Genomic DNA, 17,443 nt, shown 5'->3' with positions numbered 1-17,443 from the left:
AAATCATATACGCTGGGGCGCATTTTGCTGCCGATCGCCCGATTTTGCCTGTATGGCATGTCTTGCCGTGGATGTTGGTGCGCTCTCCATCTGATCGTTCTGACGCCCCCGCAGGAGCAAGGCTGCCGTCGTATTGCATTGACGCGTACGGATCATGCTCAGCATAATCCGTCCTTCTTTTGAATGTGACTCGGGGTGCCGCGCCTGGCGTGGCTGAGAGAGACCCGCAGTACCTGATCTGGGTTATGCCAGCGTAGGGAGGTCACGATCAGGCCGGCGCTCGCCTGCCTGTCGTCTGCTTCTGCGGCATGGCCCGGGAGTAGCCTATGAATAGCCTGCCTTTTGACAGCCGCGCAGCGGCCGTCGCACTGGATGCCCTGCGTGCGGCTACGCCGCTGGTGCATTGTCTGACCAATCAGGTCGTCGCCAATTTTACCGCCAATGTTTTGCTGGCCAGCGGCGTTGCGCCCGCCATGGTAGTCGCCCGCGAAGAAGTCGCCGAATTTGCCGCGCTGGCCTCGGCCCTGCTGGTCAATGTGGGCACACTGGATAGCACTCAGGCTGATGCCATGCGTCTGGCGGTATCCGCTGCGCGCCGCGCCGGCACGCCCTGGGTGCTGGATCCGGTCGCTGTCGGGGCCTTGTCGTTCCGCCGCGATTTTTGCCATGAACTTTTGATGCAGGGCCCGGCGGCCATTCGTGGCAATGCAGCCGAAATCCGCGCGCTCGCCGGTGAAGCCGGACAGGGGCGCGGGGTTGATAGTCTGGATGCCAGTGAACAGGCGCTGGCGTGTGCCTGTCAGCTGGCACATCAGTACGACACGCTGGTGATTGTGACCGGTGCGACCGACTATCTGTGTCTGGACGGGCAGGTACTGGCCATCAGTGGCGGCGATGCGCGCTTGCAGCAAGTCACCGGTACCGGCTGTGCCTTGTCGGCACTGGTGGCGGCCGCCTGTTCGCTTAAAGAGAGGCGTCTTGATGCCGCCGCTGCCGTGTGTGCGCTGATGAAGCTTGGCGGCGAACAGGCGGCACTTTACAGCCGGGGGCCGGGCAGTTTTGCCGTGGCCTTGCTTGATACCCTGTGCTCGATAGACGGTGCGATGCTGCACGCACGGTGGCCGGCATGAAGCCTGTCGATTACCGCGTGTATCTGGTGCTGGACCCCGATCTGTGTGGCGGTCTGGCCGGCATGTTAAGGGTGACGCAGGCGGCGCTGGCCGGAGGTGCCGGCGTCGTGCAACTGCGTGCGCCGCAGTGGAAAAAGCGCCAATGGGTCGAGGCCGGCCTTGCCTTGTTGCCGCTATGCCGGGCTGCGGGCGTGCCGCTGATTATCAATGACCATGTGGATGTTGCGCTGGCGGTGGGCGCCGATGGAGTGCATGTGGGGCAGCAGGATCTGCCGGTGGCGCTGGTGCGCCAGTTAATGGGGCCGGATGCGCTAGTTGGCTTGTCGGTCAGCGATGCTGCCGAGCTGGCGGCGCTTGAGGGCGGCGCGGTCGATTATCTGGGGGTGGGGCCGGTGTTTGCGACAACGAGCAAACCCGATGCTGCGCCTGCGCTGGGTCTGCCTGCCTTGAAGCATTTAATGCCGGGCCCCGGTGTGCCCTTGGTGGCAATTGGTGGCATCGCTCAGCACAACGCGGCTGACCTTATCGCCTGCGGTATCGATGGTCTGGCCGTTATCAGCGCCATTTGCGCGGCAGCCAACCCCGAGGCCGCCACCCGCGAGCTTGTTTCCCTGTTTGGAGTGAACGCATGATTTCCCGTGTTTTAACGATTGCTGGCTCGGATTCCAGCGGCGGTGCCGGCATTCAGGCCGATTTGAAAACCTTTTCCGCGCTCGGTGCCTACGGTATGAGCGTGATCACGGCGCTGACGGCGCAGAACACGCAGGGCGTGCAGGCGGTCAGCGCGGTGGCACCGGATTTCGTGCGCGCGCAGTGCGAGTCGGTGTTTGCCGACATCCGGGTCGATGCGGTGAAGTGCGGCATGCTGGCCAATGCCGGCATTATCCATGCGGTCGCCGATGTGCTGACGGCGTGGCAGCCGGCGTTTTTCGTGCTCGACACGGTGATGATCGCCAAGGGCGGCCATGCCTTGCTCGCGCCCGACGCGGTCGGTGTGCTGCGCGAGCGCCTGCTGCCGCTGGCCTCCATCATTACGCCCAATCTGCCCGAGGCTGCCGCGCTGTTGGGCGAGACTATGGCGCGCTCGGAAGACGAGATGCTGCATCAGGCCGACAAGCTGTTGCAACTGGGCGCCCAAGCGGTATTGATGAAAGGTGGCCATCTGGCCGACACAAGCGAGAGCCCGGACTGGCTGGTGACGCCAGAGGCGCGGGTGCGCTTTGTCGCGCCGCGCATGGCGACGCGCCACACCCATGGCACCGGCTGCACGCTCTCGGCTGCGCTGTGTGCGCTACGACCACAGCGTGAGAGCTGGCAACAGGCTGTTGGCGACGCCAAAGTCTGGCTAGGTCATGCGCTGGCGGGTGCAGAGCGGCTGCAACTGGGGCAGGGCATCGGGCCGGTGCATCATTTCCATGCCTGGTGGTGAGTCTTAGCATGCATCAAGTGCCGTCGCGTGCGTGGCCTACAGTGAATGGGTATTGTCCGTGGCGGCTTGCCGCCTTCATTCCTGATCGAGGGCCCAGTCATGACTCAGCGTGCGTCTGCGAAAAAAAGCGGCAAGTCCAAAAAATCTGCTCCGGCGACAGCCCATGGCGGATCTTATCGTACCCCTATCGATGCGGCTTATCTGAAAAAGCCGGCGCATCTGCGTACCCGCGAGGAGCGGCATGAGGCGGGGCGTGCGCTGCGGGTCAGTTGTCCGCGCGAGTCGCATACCGGCTTTACGCCGCGTACGGACCGCCCGGATCCGGTGGAGATCCTGATTGCCTCCGGCGAAGGGCGGCAGTCTGCGCTGCTGCCTATCCGTTACGGGCGCATGCTGGCTTCGCCGTTTGCTTTTTATCGCGGTGCGGCTGCCATCATGGCGTCCGATCTCTCGGAAACGCCTGTGACCGGATTGGCAGTGCAGGCTTGCGGGGATTGCCATTTGATGAACTTTGGTGCCTTTGCGACTCCCGAGCGGCGCATCATTTTCGATATCAATGATTTTGACGAAACTTATCCCGCACCATGGGAGTGTGATCTCAAGCGTCTGGCCGCCAGTTTCGTCATCGCCAGTAGTCACAATGGGCACAAGCTTTCTGATGGCCGGGCGGCGGCAGCTCATGTCGTTAATTGCTATCGCGACAAATTGCGTGAGCTGGCGCAGATGTCGACCCTGGATGCGTGGTATGCCTATCTCGATTACGAGGAGCTGATCGCGCAGACCGAAGATGCCTCGCTCAGGCGCCGGCGCAAAAAAGTGCTGGAAAAGGCTATGGCGCATGATTCGGCGACCGAGTTCGTCAAGCTGGCGCATATGGACAAAGGCCAGCCGCGCATCAAGGATATGCCGCCTTTGATCTACCATCTCGATAATATGCGCGAGGCTGAGGTCGACGAGGCAGTGCGTGAAAATCTGCAGCGTTACCGCGAGTCGCTGCCTCCGGAGCGGCGGCAGCTGTTCGACCGCTATGAGCTGGCCGATATCGCCGTCAAAGTAGTCGGCGTCGGTAGCGTGGGAACGCTGTGCGCGATTGCGTTGTTTTTTGCTGCCGAGGATGATGCGCTGTTTTTGCAGGTGAAGGAGGCGCGCGCTTCGGTGCTGGAGCCCTATGTCGATGTTGAACCTTTCGCCAGTAATGGCGAGCGGGTGGTGTTTGGCCAGCGTCTGATGCAGGCCGCATCCGATGTGTTCCTCGGTCATCTGGTGGGGGTACAGGGCCGGCAGATGTATATCCGTCAGCTGCGTGACGTCAAGGTCAAGCCTATGGTGGAAATCTTTACCCCGGGCAATATGCTGGGTTTTGCCCGCAATACCGGTTGGGCGCTGGCGCGTGCTCATGCCCGCTCGGGTGATGCCGCCGTGATCGCGGGCTATATCGGCAAGGGGGAGGTATTGGCCGATTCGATTGCCGGATTTGCACTCGACTATGCCGCACAGAACGAACGCGATTTTGCTGCTTTGCGCGAGGCTGCTCGCTTGGGGCGTATCGATTTTATGTCCGAAGATATTTAGTTTATGTTTTTTGTGTGTCAATCAGCATGGTTTTTGTATTTCAATTGCTATCCTGAATAATCGGAAATTTATCGTTTATTTAAAGGTGAGCATGAATATTCAGCCGTGGTGGGTTTTGCTGGCTTTGGCTGGGCATGGGGTGGCATGGGCTGGCGACGTAGCCGAGTGTCGGACGATTGCGGATGATCAGGGGCGGCTCGCCTGCTATGACCAGCTAAACGGGGTGGTCCAGCCGGCAGTTACGGTGGCTGTGCCGGCATCAACCATGACCGCGCAGGCTTTGCCGCTAGCGACGGCCGGTCATTCCCAGGCGCAGCATGAGGATAGCTGGGGGGATGCGGGGGGGATGGGGGCGCAGACGCTGGCGCAGCGTTGGGAGCTGGAGCCGCAATATCAGGACGGCACCTTCCGCATTAAGCCTTATCAGCCCATGTATCTTCTGCCGCTGTCGTGGCGTAAGAATATCAACAATGACCCGTGCTCTCCCAATCCGCTCAATTGCTCGCGCCGTGGCGGTCAGGATTACGACCGTCTGGAAACCAAGATCCAGCTGTCGTTCAAGACCAAACTATGGCAGGACATGTTGGGTTCGGATGTGGATTTGTGGGGGGCGTATACCCAGCAAAGCTTCTGGCAGTCGTACGACAGTGGTAATTCGTCACCGTTCAGGGAGACCGACTACCAGCCCGAGCTCTGGGCCACTTTCCCGCTGAATACCGGGCCGGATTGGCTCAAGCTCAGGATGGTCAATCTGGGGGCCGTGCATCAGTCAAATGGCGAGACCAACCCGCTGTCGCGCTCATGGAATCGGTTATATGCCAGCTTCGGTCTGAGTTCGGGGGACTTGTCGGTGGTGGTCAAGCCGTGGTGGCGCATTCCGGAGAGTGCAAGCGGTGACAATAATCCGGATATCAGCGATTTTGTCGGCCGCATGGAGACGGTTGCCGTCTATCCCTGGCGGGGCAATGTGTTTTCGCTGACCTGGCGCAACAACCTCAAGTTTGGCAGCAGCACGCCCAACCGTTCGTTCTTCCAGTTCGAATGGGCGTTCCCGATCTCGGGCAATCTGCATGGCTATGTGCAGGCCTTTAACGGCTGGGGCGATTCGCTACAGAATTACAATTTCCACAATCAGGGTATCGGGCTGGGGATCTCCCTGATTGAGTGGCGCTAATCAGGCCGGCTGGGGGCGGCACAGCTGTGCGCCGTGCTGGATCAATGGCGTCAGCGGCAAGTTGACGCCGCTGGCCATATTTTCATCGTATTTCCAGATGGCCAGAGGTGCGCGGTAGCCGCCTCCCAGCGCCTTGTCGTTCAGCGCATATTCGATGCCTTCCGCGCTCTTGAGTGTGATGGCACCATTGTCATGGCAGGCCAGATCGCCTCCGGTCAGCGTGAGTGGCCATTCGCTGCCGTATTCCGCCGCCGTCACATGTTGCATGTCGTCCTTGGGCAGACCCGCAGCCAGCAGCAAGCCGGCGCTGAGCAGAAGGCTGGCGGCAACGATGGCGAGCCCGAGCTGGGTGCGTCGGCGTTGCGGCAGATCGTAGCGTGCCTGGCGACGGGCAAGGCGGGCAGAATAAGACAGGCTGTAGGACATCGCATTTCCTTTCGTCCGGCTAGACTTCAGAATTGTTTGACGCAGCTGGTAACTACACCCCAGATCAGTAACTCCTGACCCTCGTTCAGCTCTATCGGGGTATAACTGCTGTTTTCGGGTAGCAGCGCCAGGCGGCCATCGCGCCTGAACAGGCGCTTGACGGTCGGCTCGGCATCAATGGCCGCCAGTACGATATCGCCATGACGGGCTTCGCGCTTGCGGTCCACCACCAGCAAGTCTCCCTCGGCAATGCCGGCTTCTATCATCGAGTCACCCTTGACCCGCACCATAAAACGCTCGCGTGCATCGTCCAGCAGCAGACGGTTCAAATCGACCATATCGTCGATCTGGTCATCGGCAGGCGAGGGCAGACCGGCGCGCACCCGGCTGGCGAACACCGGCACTTCGGCGGTCTGTGCCTGCGGGTCCGGCAGGAAAATCACGCCCGGATAGCGCATGGCCAGCTCGGCCGGCGACAGCATCTGTGCCAGGCGGGCAGCCAGGCGACGCTCGACAAAATTGATTACGGCCGGCTTGTCGCAGGCAGGAACGCGTATCTGCACTAGGGGCTCGTCGGTGCTGAAACGGCCGCTGCCTTTTTTGCGCCCGGCACCCATACGTGCGCCGCCATGCAGCGGGGGAGGGGGGATGTTGTCGTCGTTTTCCATGGCTTGAATATTGCACCAAAATTCAAGAAGTGACAAGTGCGTATGCCGGGACCGGCTAAAAATGGCAACAGGCAGGCGGGAAGAGCCGGGGCGGCAAGGCTGGCCGCTGGGTTTGGGACTGTCGCAAAAAACCAACGCCGCCGGCGAAAAAACGCGGGCGGCGTGGTGTGTGCTGCTTAAAGAGCGGAATAAAGCGCTTTATTCGGCCGCAGGTGGCGCGGCGTCTGTCGTGCTGTCATCGGCTGGTTTGGCAGCCAGGGGCTTGGCAGTCTGGGCCGCCAGCTGGGCGCGTGCTTCCAGGTCTTCGCATTGCTTGTGGGCGGCGGCTTTTTCTTCGTCGCTGACCACGCCTGCGGGTTTGCCATCCAGTGCAAAGCGCTTGCCGCCACGGGCTACCGATTTCAGGTAACGCGGTTTACGGCAGTGATTGGACAGCACGCGGCCGATCAGCTGGGCTTCGTACTGGGGCAGTGCAGCGCCCAGTGCCTCATGGATACCGATTGCCAGCGGCTTGAACTGCTTGAAAACCGGGTAGCTGGTGTAGAGGTGGCCGGCAATCATCTCGGTTTGCTTCTTCTTGCTAATGGATTGCACGGCAGCCTTCAGGGCTTCACCCAGTGCAGTTTCTTTGGTTTGAGCCATGGTGATGCTTGTTGCCTTTTGCTAGAAAATACGCCTGACGCCAGCAGCGCCAGCGACAGGGAAAGCGTCATTTTACACGTGATTGCCGCAGATGGCGCGACTTGTGTGTTTTCCCTCGCCTGTCTGATGGTGGACCGAGCCGGTTGCTGCTGAGAACGACTTGGCTTTTTGCGACATCAAATGTCGATATCGTGTTATGGCTATTGTATCAAATATAGTGATTTGCTAATATTCATTTGCTTCATATGGTTTCTCCTTTGTTGTTTGCATTGTGTGCCTCGGGTTTTTCCCGGGGCATTTTTTTTGCCTGCCATTCTCGGCGTTGTTTCTCGTCGATACTCCTCTTGTCCTGCCTTTGTGTCTCCCATGGTGCGTTCATGGATGCTCGCCCAAATATTGCGCCTGTTTTTTTCTTGGCCAGACCTCATTGCTACTGATTGACGCTTTGTGACCCAATGGCGAGCGCGCGCACAAGCACGCAGCCCAAGGTGGCGAGCTGGTGATGGACATCTGTGAAGCGAAGGGGCCGGCGCTGGCTGCACCGCTGAAAAGCGTGGCTGCCATGACCGGATGCGGGCAGCGCTATTTAGGCGCAGGCCGGTGCGGGCTGTTGTGCCAGACGGAACAGACGCTGGTTATCTGAGCCGCGCCACGGTTTGGTTGTCGGCAGGTCTTGTTCATACTTGCCGTCGATCAGGACATCGATATAACGCAGCAGCGCCAGCGTACAGATGTCTTCATAGCGGTAGCCGGTCCACAGCCAGATATCCTTGTCCGGATAGCGCGCCTTGAAGGCGCGGCACAGTGACTCTATCGCGGTACGGTTGTGCGGATGCAGCGGGTCACCGCCGCTCAGGCTGAGCCCGTCGTGACTGGCGCACAAATCCAGCAGCTCGGCTTCGACTTCGGCGGTGAAGGGCTGTCCGGATTTTCGATCCCAAGTGCTGCGGTTGTAGCAGCCGGCGCAGGCATGCAGACAACCGCTGACGAACAGGGTGACGCGTATGCCTTCGCCGTTGACCAGGTCGCAGCCGTAAAAGCGGGCGTAATGCATGCAGAGGCTCAGCCTTTGTGGTGCTTGACCCGGCGCATCACTTCTTTTTGCTTGCCGGCGTTAAACGGGCGCGCGTTGGGGCTGCCCAGATAGCCGCAGACGCGGCGCGTGACCGAGAGCGAAGCGCTGTCGGTGTTGGCGCAGGCCGGGCAGCAAAAGCCGGTTTCGGTGGCCAGCGCCTCGCCCATAAAGCCGCAGGCACCACAGGAATCCACCGGCGTGTTGGTGCCGAAGTAGGGTACGCGCGCCAGCGCATAGTCCCAGATGCTTTCCAGCGCCTTGAGGTTGTGTTGCATATTCGGCAGCTCGACATAGCTGATATGGCCGCCGCTGGCATGGCTGGCATAGCCGGCCTCGAAGTCCAGTTTCTCGAACGGATTAGCTTTGCGGTACACGTCCAGATGGAAGGAGTTGGTGTAATAGCCCTTGTCGGTGATGCCGGCGATGTCGCCAAAACGCGCCTGATCCAGCTTGCAGAAGCGGTGGCACAGCGACTCGCTCGGGGTGGAGTAAAGCGAGAAGGCATAGCCGGTTTCGCGGCTCCACACTTTGGTGGCGGCGCTCATGCGCGCCACGGTGTCGTGCAGGAACTGCCGGCAGGCTTCGCTCTCCAGCGGGTGCTGGCCGAACAGCAGGCTGCCCACTTCGTGCAGGCCGATATAGCCCAGCGAGATCGAGGCGCGGCCATGCTCGAACAAGGCTGTGATGTCGTCGTCGGGCTTGAGGCGCACGCCGAACGCGCCTTCGGTATACAGGATGGGCGCGACGCTGGCTTTAACACCTTTGAGGCGGTCTATGCGCGTCATCAGCGCGCGCCGGCATAGTGTCAGGCGTTCGTCCAGCAGGGTGTTGAACAAGGCCGTATCCCCCTTGGCCAGCAAGGCTAGGCGCGGCAGGTTGAGGCTGACCACGCCCAGGTTGTTGCGTCCGTCCAGCACTTCCTCGCCATCTTCATTTTTCCATGCCGACAAAAAGCTGCGGCAGCCCATCGGCGACACCGGTACGCTGGAACCGGTGATCTGGCGGTTGAGCGCGGCCGAAATAATGTCCGGGTACATGCGCTTGGATGCGCACTCCAGTGCCAGCTGCTTGATGTCGTAGTTCGGGTCCTGCGGCGCGAGGTTGATGCCGGCGTCGATAAAGAACACCAGTTTCGGGAACACCGGGGTGATGCCGTCCTTGCCCAGACCCTTGATGCGGATGCGCAAAATGGCTTGCTGGATGATGCGTTCTTCCCAGCTGACACCCATGCCGAAGGAGAAAGTGACGAAGGGCTGCTGGCCGTTGGAGCTGAACAGGGTGTTGATTTCGTATTCGCACGCCTGCATGCCGTCGTAGGCTTCTTTTTCGGTGCGTTCGCGCGCATAGCTCTCCGGGTCCGGAATGTGGTATTGCGCGGCCAGCTCCAGGTTCTTGCGGTAGGTCTTGGCGACATAAGGCGCCAGCGTCTGGTCGATATTGGGGATGGTGGTGCCGCCATACTGGTGGCTGGCGACCTGGGCGATGATCTGGGCGGTGACGGCACAAGCCACGCCTATGGATTTAGGGCTCTCGATCTTGGCATTGCCCAGACGGAAACCGTTGGCCAGCATGCCCTTGAGGTCGACCAGGCAGCAGTTGGTAAACGGCAGGAACGGTGCGTAATCCAGGTCGTGATAGTGCAGGTCGCCTTCGCGGTGCGCCTCCTGGATATCCTTGGGCAAAAAGGCGCTGGCAAACTGCTTGGAGACGATGCCGGCCATCAGGTCACGCATCACCGGGAACACATTGGCGTCCTTGTTGGCGTTTTCGGTGGTGACTTCCAGGTCGGTCTTGTGCACCAGCCCCATCAGCTTGGCGTGCAGCTCCGAACCCTGCGCGCGGATAGTGTCCCGGTCATGGCGGTACTGGATATACACCCGCGCCACATCCGGCGCGGTCTGCATCAGCACATCCTCGACGCGCTGCTGGATGGCGGGAATGTCCAGCTCGCCCTCGTGTGCGCGGCATTGATCTTCTACCTGGCGTGCCGTGTCCTGTGCCAGCGCTTCGGCGTGCACATGATGGACGGCTTGCGCTGCGCGCAGGCAGGCGTTGGCGATTTTTGCGCTGTCATAGGCCACGATAGCGCCATCGCGCTTGATCACTTGCAACATTCGGGTGTGCTTTCATTGTGTCAGCCAGCAGCAGGCCAAGGGCGGCACTGGCGAAAATAGGGTGTGCGGGCGCGCGGTGTCGGTGCCGGGCCGGTCTGGAATCGGGGCGTAATTTACGTCAATCCTTGGGGGCAGACAAGCCGTATTTCACTACCAATAGTGTGTTATGTCTATTGGGTAGCTAGATATGGTGGTAATCCCCTGTCTGGATTGGGGTTTGTCGGGCTGCGGCGTATGGCCGGCATGGTTGCCGGTCGAATGTTAGGCGGGCAAGGGGGCGGGAGGGGACGGGCAGACGATCCGCTGCATCCTGTATGGAATCGGCCAGCAATTCACCGGCCAGAGCGCTGGCGTTGGTTCCCCGTACACATATCCAGTTCGTGCTTGAGTGCAACTAGGATCGGGGCCTTGAGAATGCGCACGGCCGAGCTGTGAAGGTCGCAGCTTGCGCTGGCGGGAGCCTGAGCCTGCTGCCAGACGCGTTCCCACCGCGCTTTCCTGTTGATGTCGTGCCGGAGGTGGCCGCCGAGCAGAGGCTGGGCCGCCATCCATATGCGCCTTACTACAGGCTGGCAGCGGCAAAGGTGTCGCACTGCTGCATCTGGCCTGCGTCGAAACCTCGGCGGAACCAGCGTACGCGCTGCTCGCTCGTGCCATGGGTAAAACTGTCCGGCACCACCGCCTGTCCTGCCGAGCGTTGCAGGTTATCGTCGCCTATCCTGGAGGCCGCGTTCAGGCCTTCTTCCAGATCGCCAGCTTCCAGCAGCGAGCGTGCCCGGTCGGCGTGGTGGGCCCAGACGCCGGCCAGACAGTCGGCCTGCAACTCCTGCCGCACCGATAGTGCATTGCCTTCGGCCTCGCCCATTTTGCTACGCAGTTGGCGCACCTTGTCCGAAATGCCCAGCTGGTTTTGTACATGGTGGCCGATTTCGTGCGCGATCACATAGGCTTGGGCGAAATCGCCCGGCGCACCCAGTTGCGTGTGCAAGGTGCGGTAGAAGTCCAGATCGATATAGACCTTGCTGTCCAGCGGGCAGTAGAACGGTCCCATCGCCGCCGAGCCCTGGCCGCAGGCGGTGGGGGTGCGGCCGGAGAACAGCACCAGCGTCGGCGCCTGATAGGTCTTGCCCTGCTGGCGGAACAGTTCGCCCCAGACATCTTCGGTGTCGGCCAGTACCACCGAGACAAAGCGGCCCATCTCGTCATCGGGTGCCACCTTGCTAGCCGGCACTTGCTGTACCTGCTGCGGGCCATTGCCGACCATGCCGAGGATCTGCATCGGGTTGATATCGAACAGCCACCACGCCAAGAGTGCGATGGCGATGGTGCCAAGGCCGATCTTGCCGCCGCCAAGGCGCGGCGCAGCGCTCATGCCGCGGCGGTCTTCGATATTGTCGCTTTCACGCTTGCCTTTCCAGTGCATGCTGTTCTCCCTGTCTGCCGTGCAATGCCTGCATCAGTGTGGCTTATGACTGCATTCTTTGCTGGGCGGCAGGACAGGATCGCAGATGATCGTTGACGACGCCGGTCGCCTGCAGGAAGGCGTAAATGATGGTGCTGCCGACAAAATTCATGCCCGCCTGTTTCAGTTCGCGGCTGATCGTATCCGACAGCGGGGTACTGGCCGGTACCTCGGCCATGCTGGCTGGGCGGTTGACCCGTGGCTGGCCATCCACATGTGCCCACAGCCAGGCAGCAAAACTGCCATGCGCCTGCTGCATGGCGACAAACACGCGCGCATTGCGCCGTGCGCTGGCAATTTTCAGCCGGTTGCGCACGATAGCCGCATCTTGCTGCAGTGCGGCCAGTTCGGCATCGCTCATCGCAGCCACCCGTACCGGATCGAAACCGTGAAAGGCGCGGCGGTAGCCTTCGCGCTTTCTGAGAATGGTGATCCACGACAGGCCGGCCTGCGCGCCTTCCAGTAGCAGCATCTCGAACAGGTGACGGTCATCATGGCTGGGCACGCCCCACTCGGTATCGTGGTAGGTGATATATAAAGGATCGTCCCCGCACCATGGGCAGCGGTGTGTGTTCATTTTTTTCTTCCGGTTAGATGTTTCGCATATTGTAGTGCCGTCGGCTGTTGTCCATGGGCGACAGTAGCGTATTTAAATTCGCCAAAACATGACAAAAGCGAGCAAAATATTACCGATTGGATACAATCTTCAATCTCGATTCGGATCGCTTTGCCTACTTAAGGACGCACCATGCAATTTTTGCCGTTTGCCCATAGCCAGACCCCGCTACGCGATGCCATCACTTCCGCCTACCGCCGTGTCGAGCGCGAGTGCGTGCAAAGCCTGTTGCCGCAGGCGGCCATGTCCGCCGAAATGGTCGAATCGGTACAGGGCATGGCCAGCCAGCTGGTGGGCGAGGTGAGGCGTGAGCGCAGCAAGGCCAGCGGGGTGGATGCGCTGATGCACGAATTCACGCTGGACTCCGAAGAAGGCGTGGCGCTGATGTGTCTGGCCGAGGCGCTACTGCGCATTCCGGACAAAGCCACCGCCGACCGCCTGATCCGCGACAAGATCGCCAAGGGCGACTGGAAGCGCCATCTGGGCAATAGCGCCTCCTTATTTGTGAACGCCGCTGCGTGGGGGCTGGTGGTGACCGGCAAGCTGGTGGGCTCGCATAGCGAGCAGGGGCTGGGTTCGGCGCTGACGCGCATGATCGCCAAGGGCGGCGAGCCGCTGATCCGCAAGGGCGTGGACATGGCGATGCGCATGCTGGGCAAGCAGTTCGTCACCGGCGAGACCATAGGCGAGGCGCTGGACAACGGCAAGGCACGCGAGGCGCGCGGCTACCGCTTCTCTTACGACATGCTGGGCGAGGCGGCGCTGACCGAGGCCGATGCCCAGCGTTATCTGGCTGATTACGTCACCGCCATCCACGCCATCGGCCAGGCTTCGGCCGGGCGCGGCGTCTACCAGGGGCCGGGGATTTCGGTCAAGCTCTCCGCCATCCACCCGCGCTACAGCCGCATGCAGCACGCGCGCATGATGGCGGAACTGTTGCCGCGCCTGAAAGGGCTGTTCTTGCTGGCCAAGCAGTACGATATCGGCCTCAATATCGATGCCGAAGAAGCCGACCGGCTGGAAATCTCGCTCGATTTGATCGAGGCGCTGGCGGCGGACCCGGAGCTGGCCGGCTTTAACGGTATCGGCATCGTGGTGCAGGCCTACCAGAAACGCTGCCCGTATGTGATCGACTATCTGGTCGATCTGGCGCGCCGCACGAATCACCGCTTTATGGTGCGCCTGGTCAAGGGCGCGTACTGGGATGCCGAAATCAAGCGCGCCCAAGTCGACGGCCTGTCCGGCTTCCCGGTGTATACGCGCAAGGTCTACACCGACGTGTCCTATCTTGCCTGCGCGAAAAAGCTGCTGGCAGCGCAGGACGCGATCTATCCGCAGTTCGCCTCGCACAACGCCTACACCCTGTCGGCCGTCTACCATCTGGCTGCCGGCAAGGATTATGAATTCCAGTGCCTGCACGGCATGGGCGAGACGCTGTACGACCAGGTGGTCGGCAAGGAACACCTGGACAAGCCGTGCCGCATCTACGCGCCGGTCGGCTCGCACGAGACGCTGCTCGCGTATCTGGTGCGCCGCCTGCTGGAGAACGGTGCCAACTCGTCGTTTGTGAACCGCATCGTTGACGAGAATGTGTCGATTGCCGAGCTGGTGGCCGACCCGGTGGTGCAGGCCGCCGAGCTTGGCGGTGCGCCGCACGGCAAGATCGCGCCGCCGGCGGCGCTGTTTGCGCCGGCGCGCACCAATTCGCGCGGGCTGGATCTGGCCAACGAGCAGCAGCTGGCGAGCCTTGAGATCGCGCTTGCCGGCGCCGCAGCGCAAGCCTGGCACGCGTACCCGATGCTGGCCGACGGCGATGTGCGCGACGGCGCGGCGCTGGCGGTGCTTAACCCGGCCGAGCGCAGCGACGTGGTTGGCAGCGTGATCGAAGCGAGCCTCGCCGACGTCGGCCGTGCGCTGGCGTTTGCGGCGGCTGCGGCGCCCGAGTGGGCGGCAACGGCACCGGCGGCGCGTGCGGCATGCTTGATGCGCATGGCTGACCTGATGGAAGAACATATGCCGGCCCTGATGGCGCTGGCGGTACGCGAGGCGGGCAAGACGCTGGCCAACGCCATTGCCGAAGTGCGCGAGGCGGTGGACTTCTGCCGCTATTACGCAAGCGTTGTGGCGGCGAACTTCGACAACGCGGCCAACCCGGCGCTGGGACCGGTGGTATGCATCAGCCCGTGGAATTTCCCGCTGGCGATCTTTACCGGTGAAGTGGTGGCGGCGCTGGCCGCCGGCAATACCGTGCTGGCCAAGCCGGCCGAGCAGACGCCGCTGATCGCCGCGTTTGCCGTGCGCCTGCTGCATGAAGCCGGCGTGCCGCGCGACGTGCTGCAATTGCTGCCCGGTCGCGGCGAGGTGGTCGGTGCCGCGCTGACGGCGGACGCGCGGGTACAGGGCGTGATCTTTACTGGTTCGACCGAGGTGGCGCAGCTGATCAACCGCACGCTGGCCAGGCGTGAGAACGAGGTGGCGCTGATTGCCGAAACCGGCGGCCAGAACGCGATGATCGTCGACAGCTCGGCCTTGCCCGAGCAAGTGGTGAGCGATGTATTGAACTCGGCCTTCGATTCGGCTGGCCAGCGCTGCTCGGCGCTGCGCGTGCTTTATTTGCAGCATGATATCGCCGACAAGGTAATCACCATGCTCAAGGGGGCGATGAACGAGCTTTCTATCGGTAACCCGGCGCGCTTCAATACCGATATCGGCCCGGTGATCGACGAGGAGGCGCGCGCCGGCCTGCTGGCGCATATCGAACATATGCGCTCCGTAGCGCGCGACCTGCACCAGCTGGCATTGCCGGACGCGTGCGCGAACGGCAGCTTTGTCGCGCCGGTGTTGCTGGAAATTTCCGATTTGTCCGAGCTTAAGCGCGAGGTATTCGGCCCGGTGCTGCATGTGCTGCGTTACGACGCGGCGGATCTGGACCGGGTGATCAGCGAGATCAATGCCACCGGTTACGGCCTGACCCACGGCGTGCACACCCGCATCGACGAAACCATGGCGCGTATCGCGCAAGGGGTGAAGGCCGGCAATGTGTATATCAACCGCAATATCGTCGGCGCCGTGGTCGGCGTGCAGCCATTTGGTGGCGAGGGCAAGTCCGGCACCGGCCCCAAGGCCGGCGGCCCGCTTTATCTGTACCGCTTGACCCGCGGCGCGTGGAACCCTGAATTGGGGCCGCTTGCCCCTGTCGCCTTGCCGGCGCTGGATGCGCTGCAAGCGGCCTTGCCGGCACTGGCACCGACCGAGGCGCAGACGGCTTTACGCGCGCGCTTGAATTGGGCTCGCGCGCATAGCCCGTTGGGCCTGAACTGTGTCCTGCCCGGGCCGACCGGCGAGCACAATACCCTGCGTTTTGCGCCGCGCGGGGTCGTGGCTTGTCTGAGTGAAGATAGGGAGAGTTTGCTGGGCATGCTGGTGGCGGCATTTGCCACAGGTAACCGGGTGCTGGTGCTGCGTCATGCCGAGAATGCGGTACTGGCCGAGGCATTGGCACCGTGGCTTGGGTTGGCGGATGCGCCACAACAAGCAGAAGTTGATGCAGTGTTGCATGATGGCAACAGCGCAGGGGCAAGTGCCTTGCGCCTTGAACTGGCGGCACGCAATGGCGCAATTATCCCGCTGATCGAAGCCAAAGCGGGTGTTTGCAACCTTTACCGTCTGCTGGTCGAGCGGGCCTTGTCGGTCAACACCACGGCAGCGGGTGGCAATGCCAGCCTGATGAGCTTGACCGAGTAAACAGCATCTTGTTTTTTGCCGCCGGTCAGCGCAATATGCCGGCGGCGTTATCGGCGCTGCAGCCATATAAAAGTCTGCATAACAGACACTTGCATCTAGACAAAGAGGAACACCATGCATTTCACCCGACGTTCGACCCTGACCCTGGCCGTTGCGGCCGCGCTGGCCCTGACCGCTTGCGGTAAAAAAGACGAAGCGGCCGCGCCGGCTGCCGACGCTTCGGCCGCGACGGCTGCTGCGGGTGCGACTGTGGTTCAGATCGGCTTTGCCGCGCCATTGACCGGCCCGCAGGCGCATTATGGCGAAGAGTACAAAAATGGTGTGACGCTGGCGATCGAAGACGCAAATGCAGAAAAGCCGGTGATTGGCGGGCAGCCGGTGACGTTCGAACTGGTGGCGGAAGATGATCAGGCCGACCCTAAAACGGCCACCCAGGTTGCACAGAAGTTTGTCGATAGCAAAGTGAGCGGCATGGTTGGCCACTTCAACTCCGGCACCTCGATTCCTGCTTCCAAGATTTATGCCGATGCCGGCATTCCTATGGTTGCGATGGCGACCGCGCCAGCGTTTACCCAGCAAGGCTACAAGACCACCTTCCGTTCGATGACGTCCGATACCCAGCAAGGCTCGGTCATGGGCAAGTTTGTCGTTGAAAAGCTGGGCGCCAAGAATATCGTGATCATTGATGATCGCACCGCCTATGGTCAGGGCCTGGCCGACGAGTTTGAAAAAGCGGTACAGGCAGCCGGCGGCAAAGTGGTCAAGCGCGAGTTTACCAATGACAAGGCCACCGATTTTGCCGCGATCCTGACCAGCATCAAGGGGCAGAACCCTGATGTGGTGTTCTTTGGTGGTGCCGATGCGCAGTCCGCGCCTATGGCCAAGCAGATGAAGCGTCTGAGTATCAAGGCACCGCTGGTATCCGGCGAAATGACCAAGACGCCGAACTTCGTCAAGCTGGCAGGCAAGGAGGCTGAAGGCACCATCGCTTCGCTGGCCGGTTTGCCATTGGCCGATATGCCTAAGGGCAAGGATTACGAAACCCGTTACAAGGCGCGTTTCCAGAGCGATGTGGCGACCTACTCGCCATATGGCTATGACGCGGCGCGCGCCATGATTGCCGCCATGAAAAAGGCCGACTCCACCGAGCCTGCCAAGTATCTGCCGGAGCTGGCGAAAAATGCCTACATCGATGGCGTGACCACCAGCAACTGGGCATATGACGACAAGGGCGACCTGAAAGATGGCGGCATTACCGTTTATCAGGTGAAGAACGGCGACTGGGTCGTACTGGAAACCGTAGGCGGTGGTGCCAAGGCTGGCAACGCATCCGCAGCCCAGTAAACGCTCCGCACTGCAATCACGCCGTCAGGGTAAAGCCTTGGCGGCGT

14 protein-coding genes and 1 riboswitch are annotated in these 17,443 nt (G+C 61.4%); of the genes, 7 read left to right on the top strand and 7 right to left on the bottom strand.

The features are described 5' to 3' along the window. The first annotated feature begins 181 nt into the window (after positions 1 to 181). A riboswitch (TPP riboswitch) is annotated at positions 182 to 277 on the top strand. Between the two features lie 49 nt (positions 278 to 326). The 5 genes from thiM to EGI20_RS05755 all read left to right on the top strand — a co-directional run bounded on the left by thiM (position 327) and on the right by EGI20_RS05755 (position 5,305). After that, positions 327 to 1,130 (top strand): hydroxyethylthiazole kinase, encoded by an 804-nt coding sequence (gene thiM / locus EGI20_RS05775; RefSeq protein WP_498630407.1) that lies wholly within the window; start codon positions 327 to 329, stop codon positions 1,128 to 1,130. After that, positions 1,127 to 1,762 carry a thiamine phosphate synthase gene (gene thiE / locus EGI20_RS05770; RefSeq protein ID WP_498630405.1) on the top strand — a complete coding sequence of 212 codons (636 nt, stop codon included), beginning with the start codon at positions 1,127 to 1,129 and terminating at the stop codon, positions 1,760 to 1,762. The genes thiM and thiE overlap by 4 nt, the downstream gene beginning before the upstream one ends. After that, positions 1,759 to 2,559 (top strand): bifunctional hydroxymethylpyrimidine kinase/phosphomethylpyrimidine kinase, encoded by an 801-nt coding sequence (gene thiD, locus EGI20_RS05765; protein WP_498630403.1) that lies wholly within the window; start codon positions 1,759 to 1,761, stop codon positions 2,557 to 2,559. Before thiE ends, thiD begins: the two co-directional genes overlap by 4 nt. A gap of 99 nt (positions 2,560 to 2,658) precedes the next feature. Further along, the gene (locus EGI20_RS05760) at positions 2,659 to 4,131 is read left to right on the top strand and encodes a DUF2252 domain-containing protein (protein ID WP_498630401.1); all 1,473 of its coding nucleotides are present in this window, start codon (positions 2,659 to 2,661) and stop codon (positions 4,129 to 4,131) included. Between the two features lie 91 nt (positions 4,132 to 4,222). Further along, positions 4,223 to 5,305 carry a phospholipase A gene (locus tag EGI20_RS05755; protein WP_498630399.1) on the top strand — a complete coding sequence of 361 codons (1,083 nt, stop codon included), beginning with the start codon at positions 4,223 to 4,225 and terminating at the stop codon, positions 5,303 to 5,305. Here the strand turns inward: EGI20_RS05755 and EGI20_RS05750 are convergent, their stop codons facing one another. From EGI20_RS05750 to EGI20_RS05720, 7 genes are all read right to left on the bottom strand, one after another. Next, the gene (locus EGI20_RS05750; protein ID WP_498630397.1) at positions 5,306 to 5,731 is read right to left on the bottom strand and encodes a DUF2511 domain-containing protein; all 426 of its coding nucleotides are present in this window, start codon (positions 5,729 to 5,731) and stop codon (positions 5,306 to 5,308) included. A gap of 26 nt (positions 5,732 to 5,757) precedes the next feature. Further along, positions 5,758 to 6,399 (bottom strand): LexA family protein, encoded by a 642-nt coding sequence (locus tag EGI20_RS05745; protein WP_498630395.1) that lies wholly within the window; start codon positions 6,397 to 6,399, stop codon positions 5,758 to 5,760. 198 nt (positions 6,400 to 6,597) lie between these two features. Next, complete coding sequence (locus tag EGI20_RS05740) at positions 6,598 to 7,041, bottom strand: ProQ/FINO family protein (RefSeq protein ID WP_498630393.1); 444 nt, start codon at positions 7,039 to 7,041, stop codon at positions 6,598 to 6,600. Positions 7,042 to 7,627: 586 nt separating this feature from the next. Beyond that, positions 7,628 to 8,095 (bottom strand): anaerobic ribonucleoside-triphosphate reductase activating protein, encoded by a 468-nt coding sequence (nrdG, locus tag EGI20_RS05735; protein ID WP_498630391.1) that lies wholly within the window; start codon positions 8,093 to 8,095, stop codon positions 7,628 to 7,630. 8 nt (positions 8,096 to 8,103) lie between these two features. Beyond that, positions 8,104 to 10,230: an anaerobic ribonucleoside-triphosphate reductase gene (nrdD, locus tag EGI20_RS05730; RefSeq protein WP_498630390.1), complete on the bottom strand. Its 2,127-nt coding sequence runs from the start codon at positions 10,228 to 10,230 to the stop codon at positions 8,104 to 8,106. Positions 10,231 to 10,792: 562 nt separating this feature from the next. Further along, positions 10,793 to 11,653, bottom strand: a complete 861-nt coding sequence (ypfJ, locus tag EGI20_RS05725; protein WP_498630388.1) for a KPN_02809 family neutral zinc metallopeptidase — start codon at positions 11,651 to 11,653, stop codon at positions 10,793 to 10,795. 43 nt (positions 11,654 to 11,696) lie between these two features. Continuing rightward, positions 11,697 to 12,269 (bottom strand): DNA-3-methyladenine glycosylase I, encoded by a 573-nt coding sequence (locus EGI20_RS05720; protein WP_498630386.1) that lies wholly within the window; start codon positions 12,267 to 12,269, stop codon positions 11,697 to 11,699. A 171-nt stretch (positions 12,270 to 12,440) separates the two neighbouring features. On the opposite strand from EGI20_RS05720, the gene putA reads away from it, so the two are divergent. Continuing rightward, the gene (gene putA / locus EGI20_RS05715; RefSeq protein WP_498630384.1) at positions 12,441 to 16,052 is read left to right on the top strand and encodes a trifunctional transcriptional regulator/proline dehydrogenase/L-glutamate gamma-semialdehyde dehydrogenase; all 3,612 of its coding nucleotides are present in this window, start codon (positions 12,441 to 12,443) and stop codon (positions 16,050 to 16,052) included. Between the two features lie 114 nt (positions 16,053 to 16,166). Then, a complete protein-coding gene (locus tag EGI20_RS05710; RefSeq protein WP_498630383.1) occupies positions 16,167 to 17,396 on the top strand; it encodes a branched-chain amino acid ABC transporter substrate-binding protein in 1,230 nt (409 codons plus the stop codon). Positions 17,397 to 17,443 lie beyond the last annotated feature (47 nt).

Source organism: Aquitalea sp. S1-19 (assembly GCF_024343515.1).
This window is presented reverse-complemented; position numbering and strand designations above follow the sequence as displayed.

Excerpts from the sequence above, each read along its gene's own strand:
- thiD (WP_498630403.1), top strand. The coding sequence starts at position 1,759 with ATGATTTCCCGTGTTTTAACGATTGCTGGCTCGGATTCCAGCGGCGGT.
- EGI20_RS05745 (WP_498630395.1), bottom strand. The coding sequence starts at position 6,399 with ATGGAAAACGACGACAACATCCCCCCTCCCCCGCTGCATGGCGGCGCA.
- ypfJ (WP_498630388.1), bottom strand. The coding sequence starts at position 11,653 with ATGCACTGGAAAGGCAAGCGTGAAAGCGACAATATCGAAGACCGCCGC.
- nrdD (WP_498630390.1), bottom strand. The coding sequence starts at position 10,230 with ATGTTGCAAGTGATCAAGCGCGATGGCGCTATCGTGGCCTATGACAGC.
- thiE (WP_498630405.1), top strand. The coding sequence starts at position 1,127 with ATGAAGCCTGTCGATTACCGCGTGTATCTGGTGCTGGACCCCGATCTG.
- EGI20_RS05750 (WP_498630397.1), bottom strand. The coding sequence starts at position 5,731 with ATGTCCTACAGCCTGTCTTATTCTGCCCGCCTTGCCCGTCGCCAGGCA.
- EGI20_RS05740 (WP_498630393.1), bottom strand. The coding sequence starts at position 7,041 with ATGGCTCAAACCAAAGAAACTGCACTGGGTGAAGCCCTGAAGGCTGCC.
- EGI20_RS05755 (WP_498630399.1), top strand. The coding sequence starts at position 4,223 with ATGAATATTCAGCCGTGGTGGGTTTTGCTGGCTTTGGCTGGGCATGGG.
- EGI20_RS05720 (WP_498630386.1), bottom strand. The coding sequence starts at position 12,269 with ATGAACACACACCGCTGCCCATGGTGCGGGGACGATCCTTTATATATC.
- thiM (WP_498630407.1), top strand. The coding sequence starts at position 327 with ATGAATAGCCTGCCTTTTGACAGCCGCGCAGCGGCCGTCGCACTGGAT.
- EGI20_RS05760 (WP_498630401.1), top strand. The coding sequence starts at position 2,659 with ATGACTCAGCGTGCGTCTGCGAAAAAAAGCGGCAAGTCCAAAAAATCT.
- EGI20_RS05710 (WP_498630383.1), top strand. The coding sequence starts at position 16,167 with ATGCATTTCACCCGACGTTCGACCCTGACCCTGGCCGTTGCGGCCGCG.
- putA (WP_498630384.1), top strand. The coding sequence starts at position 12,441 with ATGCAATTTTTGCCGTTTGCCCATAGCCAGACCCCGCTACGCGATGCC.
- nrdG (WP_498630391.1), bottom strand. The coding sequence starts at position 8,095 with ATGCATTACGCCCGCTTTTACGGCTGCGACCTGGTCAACGGCGAAGGC.